The sequence below is a fragment of the Mycolicibacterium arseniciresistens genome (assembly GCF_030519285.1).
GTDB classification, from domain to species: domain Bacteria; phylum Actinomycetota; class Actinomycetes; order Mycobacteriales; family Mycobacteriaceae; genus Mycobacterium; species Mycobacterium arseniciresistens.
In genome coordinates this window covers 1-6535 of the sequence record NZ_JAUMSQ010000385.1, presented here as the reverse complement: position 1 = coordinate 6535, position 6535 = coordinate 1, and the positions used below count along the sequence as shown (strand labels likewise).

Here is a 6535-nt window from a genome sequence, read left to right as displayed (position 1 = left end):
CGCCGGCGGGACCGGCACCGGCCGAGGCGCCCGCGCCCACCGACCCGGACTCCGTCGTGGGCACGGAAACGGCTGCAGCGCAGACGATCCCGGGCGGTCCGGAGGTGCGTCCCGCGCTCGGCGATCCGGCCGAGGTGGCCAAGACGCTGGTCGCCGAGGCGCGTCACGGCGCGGATGTGGTCCGGCTGGTCTCCGGTGACCCGCTGTCGGTGGACTCCGTCATCACCGAGATCAACACGCTGGCCAAGAGCCACCTGGACTTCGAGGTGGTGCCCGGACTGCCGGACACCACCGCCGTTCCGAGCTACGCCGGGCTGCCGCTGGGCTCCACCCACACCGTCGCCGACGTGCGCGGGGACGTGGACTGGGCCGCGCTGGCCGCCGCACCCGGACCGCTGATCCTGCACGCCACCGCATCTCATCTGCCCGACGCGGCCCGCACGCTGATCGAATACGGCCTGGCCGACGCGACGCCCGCTGTCGTGACCGCCAACGGCACCACCTGCCAGCAGCGCTCGGTGGAGTCGACCCTGAGCGGCCTGATCGACAAGGCGGTGCTGACCGCACCCGACGCCAGCGGCGCGCTGTCCCCGCTGACCGGGCCGCTGGTGGTGACCATCGGCAAGACCGTCGCGCACCGCGCCAGGCTGAACTGGTGGGAGAGCCGCGCGCTGTACGGCTGGACCGTGCTCGTCCCGCGCACCAAGGACCAGGCCGGCGAGATGAGCGACAAGCTTGTCGGCCACGGCGCACTGCCGATCGAGGTGCCCACCATCGCCGTCGAGCCGCCGCGCAGTCCCGCGCAGATGGAACGCGCGGTCAAGGGTCTGGTGGACGGCCGGTTCCAGTGGGTCGTGTTCACCTCCACCAACGCCGTGCGTGCGGTGTGGGAGAAGTTCAACGAGTTCGGCCTCGACGCCCGGGCGTTCTCCGGGGTCAAGATCGCCTGCGTCGGTCAGGCCACGGCGGACAAGGTGCGCGCGTTCGGCATCAATCCCGAGCTGGTGCCGACCGGCGAGCAGTCCTCCCTCGGCCTGCTCGACGACTTCCCGCCGTATGACGAGATCTTCGACCCGGTGAACCGGGTGCTGCTGCCGCGCGCGGACATCGCCACCGAGACGCTGGCCGAGGGCCTGCGCGAGCGCGGCTGGGAGATCGAGGACGTCACCGCGTACCGGACGGTGCGCGCCGCACCGCCGCCGGCGCACACCCGCGAGATGATCAAGACCGGCGGCTTCGACGCGGTCTGCTTCACCTCGAGCTCGACGGTGCGCAACCTGGTCGGCATCGCAGGCAAGCCGCACGCCCGCACCATCGTCGCGTGCATCGGGCCCAAGACCGCGGAGACCGCGGCGGAATTCGGACTGCGCGTCGATGTGCAGCCCGAGATCGCCGCGGTGGGTCCGCTGGTCGACGCGCTCGCCGAGCATGCGGCGCGGCTGCGTGCCGAGGGCGCGCTGCCTCCGCCGCGTAAGAAGAGCCGCCGGCGGTAGCGGTGGCCTTCCCCCGGCACCGGCCGAGGCGGTTGCGCTCGACGCCGGCCATGCGCCGGCTGGTGGCGCAGACGTCCCTGGAGCCACGGCACCTGGTGTTGCCGATGTTCGTCGCCGACGGCATCGACGAGCCGCGTCCCATCGCCTCCATGCCGGGCGTCTTCCAGCACACCAGGGACTCGCTGCGGCGGGCGGCCGCGGACGCGGTGGCGGCCGGGGTGGGTGGCCTGATGCTGTTCGGGGTGCCCCGCGACGAGGACAAGGACCCGCTGGGCTCGGCCGGGTCGGCGCCCGACGGCGTCCTCAACGCCGCGCTGCGGGACCTGGCCGCCGACCTCGGTGAGCAGACCGTGCTGATGGCCGACACCTGCCTCGACGAATTCACCGATCACGGGCACTGCGGGGTGGTCGACGAACGCGGCAGGGTGGACAACGACCTGACCAATGAGCGATACGTGAAACTTGCTGTGGCGCAGGCGGATGCGGGCGCCCACGTCGTCGGCCCGAGCGGCATGATGGACGGTCAGGTGGCCGCCATCCGCGACGGACTCGACGCCGCCGGGCACACCGACACCGCCATCCTGGCCTACGCCGCCAAGTTCGCGTCCGGCTTCTACGGCCCGTTCCGCGAGGCGGTGGCGTCCAGCCTGCAGGGCGACCGGCGCACGTACCAGCAGGAGCCCGGCAACGCCAGGGAGGCGCTGCACGAGGTGCGACTCGACATCGACGAGGGCGCCGACATCGTGATGGTCAAGCCGGCGATGAGCTATCTCGACGTGGTGCGGGCCGCCGCCGACATCTCGCCGGTGCCGGTGGCGGCCTATCAGGTGTCCGGTGAGTACGCGATGATCTGCGCCGCCGCGGCCAACGGCTGGATCGATGAGCGCACCGTCGCGCTGGAGACGCTCACCGGGATCAGGCGCGCTGGCGCCGACCTCGTCCTCACGTACTGGGCGGCCGACGTGGCCGACTGGCTGGCGTGACGGAGACGACCGACCGGCCGCCTGACGTCGACACCGGATTCTGGCTGTGGATGGTCGCGCTGCCGCTGATGGTGATCGGCTACGTGGTGGACGTCGTGGTGTCGCCGGTGGGCCCGGCGGTGCTGCGGTACGCCTCGGCGGGCCTGGTGGCGGTGGTGCTGTCCGCGGTGGTGGTGACGTTCCTGATCCTGATGCGCTCCGGCTACCGCTGGGCGCGCACGCTGCTGACCGGTGGCGCCGTGGCCTCGGTGGTGTACGCCGCGGCGAACCTGTTCACCACCGAACGGGAGACCCCCGCGGCGCTGCTGTACGCCGTCGCCACCATCGTCGGGTCGGTGCTGATCGGCGGCGGGATCTTCCTCCTGCACCGCAAGGACGCCCACGGCTGGTTCACCCGGTGAACCGTTAGGCTGGCCCGGATGTCGGCACCGCAGCAGCCCCTGAGCAGACCACGCATCGTCGACGTGGCGTTCTGGCTGCTCGCCGTCGGCGCGGTCGTCCTCATCGGCGGTGGCATGCTGGCGGCCACGGTGAGCTTCGACGCGGCCCGCGGCGCGATCGACTCGGCCGTCTCCGACGAGCAGGTCCGCCAGTACCTCCTGCTCTACCGCGGGATGGGGATCGGGTCGGTGCTCAGCGGCGTCGGGCTGGCCTTCCTGGCCGGTCGGACCCGGGGCGGCGATGCGCGGTTCCGTCGCGCCACCATCGGTCTCGGGTTGGCGGTCACGGTGCTCCTCGCGATCCTGGCCTTCGTGTTCGCCATCGCTCAACCGGTCACCCTGGCGGCGGTCCTGCCGATCGTGGCCGGTGTGATCCTGTTGACCCGCCCGGCTTCGTCGGCCTGGTACACCGCGAAGGACCCAACGTGAGCGACAACGCCGCGCCCGTGCAGGTGCTGTTCCGCGAACCCGGAGCCAGCTGGTGGTGGCTGCTCGCCGGTCCCGTGGCCGGGGTGACGATGGCCATGATCCAGCTGTCGGCGGGCTACGGGATGCAACCCCTGGTGCCCGGGATGTTCCTCGTGCTGGTGACCGGCTTCCTCGCCATCCAGGTGAAGGCCGCGCGTATCCACACCTCGGTCGAATTGACGCCGTTGACCCTGCGGCAGGGCGCCGAGACCATCCAGATCGTCGACATCGTGCGGATCTTCCCGCCCGCGGAGGGCAGGGAGATCCTGCCGTGGCAGTCCTCGCGCGCGCTCGGCGAGCTCACCGGCGTGCCGCGGGGCCGCACCGGTATCGGCCTCAAGCTCAGCGGCGGCCGCCATGCCCAGGCGTGGGCGCGACGGCACGCCGATCTGCGTGCGGCGCTGACCGGTCTGGTCGGCGAGCAGGCGGCGTGAAGGCCCGCCTGCGGGCGACGGTCGAGCTGGTGCTGGCCGGTGTCGCCGCCGTCGGATGCGTGCTGAGCTGGCTCTCGGCCCGCTCGACGGTGGTGGTGGCTCCCGTCGTCGCGGGCGAGCCGGCGACCTCCCAGCCGGTGTACTCGGCCCCGGCGCTGGTGCTGGCGCTGCTGCTGGCGACCGTGGCCGGCGTGCTGGCGGTGCTCGCCGTCGCGCGGATGCGGCGCCGCTGACCTCGGGTGAGCCCCGTCACAACTCTGTTGGTACAAAGTGCAAAATCTGTAACACTGTTCCTCATGACCGAGCTGGCCGAGAACGACGCCGCGAACGACACGCCCCCCGACGCGCTCCCACTGGGGCCGCAGTCGCTGGTGTGGCGGTACTTCGGCGACAACCGGATGTACCTGATCGGGCCGCGGCCCGCCGTGCTGCAAAACATGCTCGCCGAACTCGGCCAGGGCGTGCTCGACCATTCGGTGTTCTTCGACGACACCGCCGCGCGGGTGAAGCGGTCGCTGCCGCCGATCTTCATGACGGTGTACGGCGCCGACGACGCCAACGAGGGCTTCAACGTGCGCGACTTCCACCACGACATCAAGGGCGAGATGCCCGACGGCCGCAGGTACCACGCGCTGGATCCCGAGACGTACTTCTGGGCGCACGCCACGTTCCTCGAGCAGGTGCTGTACTTCGCCGACACCTTCGTCAAGAAGTTGTCGCAGGCCGAGAAGGAACAGATCTACGCCGAGTCGAAGACCTGGTACCGCCGCTACGGCGTGAGTGACCGGCCCATGCCCGCCGACTACGCCGAGTTCGAGCGCTACTGGAAGCGGATGCTCGACGAGACCGTCGTCGCGCACAAGACGGCCCAATACGGCGTCGGCTACGTCACCAAGGGGTTCCCCTGCCCCAAGGGCGTGCACCCGGCCGTGTGGCGGGTGGTGTCGGTGGCGTTCGATCCGCTCGCGGCCTTCCTGACGACCGGTGGTCTGCCGCCGCAGGCACGCCGGCTGCTCGGGCTGCCGTGGTCGGACCGCCAGGAGCGCCGGTATCAGCGCTTCGCCGCGCTGTGGCGGTCACGGCCGGTCAACTGGCTGTGGGACCGGCTGCCGATGTCGGTGCGCTACAACAAGTACGCACAACAGGGCTACTCGCGTGCCGACGCAGGCGCCTGACCCGGCCACCGAGGCCATCCTCGACGCGGCCGTCGCCGAGTTCGAGCAGCACGGCTTCCGCCGGGTCGCCCTCGACGACGTGGCCCGCCGCGCCGGCGTCAGCCGCACCACCATCTACCGGCGGTTCGCCAATCGCGACGAACTGGTGGCCGCGGTCGTCGAGCGGGAGAATCTCGCGCTGTTCGCCGACATCGCCGCCGAACTCGCCCGGTCGGGCCCCCAGGCGAACTATTACGTCGAGGCGTTCGTGCTGTCGATCCAGCGCTTCCGCACCCACCGGGTGCTGCAACGGATGATGACCGACGAACCCGGCTTCGTGATGGCGCTGGCACACCAGCACTGGGCCGCCGCGATCGAGCGGATGGCCGAGGCGCTGCGGGTGATCTTCCCGGCGGGGTTCGCCGACCGGATCGGGCCGCAGGCCGTCAACGAGTTGGCCGACACGATCCTGCGCTACGCCGCCATGGTGCTGTTGCTGCCGAGCGCCGCACCGCTCGACACCGACGACGGTCTGCGCGCATTCGCCACTCGGCACTTCCTGCCCAGCCTGCCCGCCGCGCTGCGAGCCGTTCCCGCCTGACCAGCTTCCTGTTTCCTGGCTCACACTTTCGGGCAGTCTGCAGCCATGGCTACCGAACAACAAGAACAGCAGGATCAGAGCGACAACGCCGACGGCGACCAGCAGGAACAGCAGGATCAGAGCAACAGCGCCGACGGCGACCAGCAAAACGTCGAGAAGAACGACGCCGGCCAGTTGACCGAGAAACCCGAGGTCACTGACGAGCACAAGGAAAAGGCCAAGGAGATGCGCAAGGCCTACGAAGAGGATCTGGAGACCACGACGCTGCCCGGCAGCGACGGCACGGTCTCCGGGACCGCGGTCTCCGACTGGGTCGACGAGAAGGACAAGGGAAACATCGAGACCTCCGCCGAGGAGGGCAAGGTCGAGTACCGGAAGTCCGACGAGTTCAAGAAGCTCCAGGAGGGCTGATCTCCTAGAGTGGGCGCCGTGACGGCCCTGGATCGCATCGCCCCCGAGTTCGTCGAGATGGCCCACGCGATCGTGTGGGCGTCGGTGGCCACGGTCGGTCCCGACGGCCGGCCCCGCACTCGCATCCTGCATCCGATCTGGGAGTGGGACGGCACGGATCTGGTCGGGTGGATCGCGACGTCACCCACTCCGTTGAAGGAATCGCATCTCGCGGCTCATCCCGATGCCTCGGTGAGCTACTGGACAACCACGCACGACACCTGCAGCGCCGAATGCGCCGCCGAGTGGGTCCTCGACGACGAGCGCCGCACCAGGGTCTGGCAGCTGTTCGAGAACGGACCCGAACCGGTCGGTTACGACCCGGCGATCATCGAACCGTGGCGCGACGGGCCCACGTCCGCGGCGTTCGCCGCGTGGCGGCTGACGCCGTACCGGCTGCGCGTGATGCCCGGCACCGTGATGACGCAGGGCGAGCGGCACCGGCTGCTCACCTGGTCGGCGGGCGGCTAGACGGTATGGAGGCGACTTGAGGCCGAAGGCCTCGGGCTGCA

General features: G+C 70.6%; 10 protein-coding genes. All 10 read left to right on the top strand.

Going from position 1 to position 6535, the window contains the following annotated elements; all coding sequences use genetic code 11:
- A partial coding sequence (locus Q2100_RS28870; protein ID WP_302916787.1) for a bifunctional uroporphyrinogen-III C-methyltransferase/uroporphyrinogen-III synthase occupies positions 1-1493 on the top strand: 1493 nt, incomplete at its 5' end.
- A 2-nt stretch (positions 1494-1495) separates the two neighbouring features.
- Positions 1496-2476, top strand: coding sequence for a porphobilinogen synthase (gene hemB / locus Q2100_RS28865; RefSeq protein WP_302916786.1), 981 nt, complete (start codon positions 1496-1498; stop codon positions 2474-2476).
- The gene (locus tag Q2100_RS28860) at positions 2464-2877 is read left to right on the top strand and encodes a hypothetical protein (protein ID WP_372503742.1); all 414 of its coding nucleotides are present in this window, start codon (positions 2464-2466) and stop codon (positions 2875-2877) included. The genes hemB and Q2100_RS28860 overlap by 13 nt, the downstream gene beginning before the upstream one ends.
- A gap of 18 nt (positions 2878-2895) precedes the next feature.
- Positions 2896-3345 (top strand): hypothetical protein, encoded by a 450-nt coding sequence (locus Q2100_RS28855; RefSeq protein WP_264013130.1) that lies wholly within the window; start codon positions 2896-2898, stop codon positions 3343-3345.
- On the top strand, positions 3342-3818 hold the full coding sequence (locus Q2100_RS28850; RefSeq protein ID WP_264013131.1) for a transport-regulating membrane protein Mce1N: 477 nt from the start codon (positions 3342-3344) through the stop codon (positions 3816-3818). The genes Q2100_RS28855 and Q2100_RS28850 overlap by 4 nt, the downstream gene beginning before the upstream one ends.
- Entirely contained in the window at positions 3815-4051 is a 237-nt protein-coding gene (locus tag Q2100_RS28845) for a hypothetical protein (RefSeq protein WP_302916785.1), read from the top strand. The genes Q2100_RS28850 and Q2100_RS28845 overlap by 4 nt, the downstream gene beginning before the upstream one ends.
- Before the next feature lie 63 nt (positions 4052-4114).
- Positions 4115-4993: an oxygenase MpaB family protein gene (locus tag Q2100_RS28840; protein WP_302916784.1), complete on the top strand. Its 879-nt coding sequence runs from the start codon at positions 4115-4117 to the stop codon at positions 4991-4993.
- The gene (locus Q2100_RS28835) at positions 4974-5573 is read left to right on the top strand and encodes a TetR/AcrR family transcriptional regulator (protein WP_302916783.1); all 600 of its coding nucleotides are present in this window, start codon (positions 4974-4976) and stop codon (positions 5571-5573) included. Before Q2100_RS28840 ends, Q2100_RS28835 begins: the two co-directional genes overlap by 20 nt.
- Positions 5574-5618: 45 nt before the next feature.
- Positions 5619-5984, top strand: a complete 366-nt coding sequence (locus Q2100_RS28830) for a hypothetical protein (RefSeq protein ID WP_264013135.1) — start codon at positions 5619-5621, stop codon at positions 5982-5984.
- An 18-nt stretch (positions 5985-6002) separates the two neighbouring features.
- Positions 6003-6494, top strand: coding sequence for a pyridoxamine 5'-phosphate oxidase family protein (locus tag Q2100_RS28825; protein WP_302916782.1), 492 nt, complete (start codon positions 6003-6005; stop codon positions 6492-6494).
- Positions 6495-6535: the final 41 nt, after the last annotated feature.

Coding starts and splice junctions, on each gene's coding strand:
- Q2100_RS28855 (WP_264013130.1), top strand. CDS start 2,896: ATGTCGGCACCGCAGCAGCCCCTGAGCAGACCACGCATCGTCGACGTG.
- Q2100_RS28840 (WP_302916784.1), top strand. CDS start 4,115: ATGACCGAGCTGGCCGAGAACGACGCCGCGAACGACACGCCCCCCGAC.
- Q2100_RS28830 (WP_264013135.1), top strand. CDS start 5,619: ATGGCTACCGAACAACAAGAACAGCAGGATCAGAGCGACAACGCCGAC.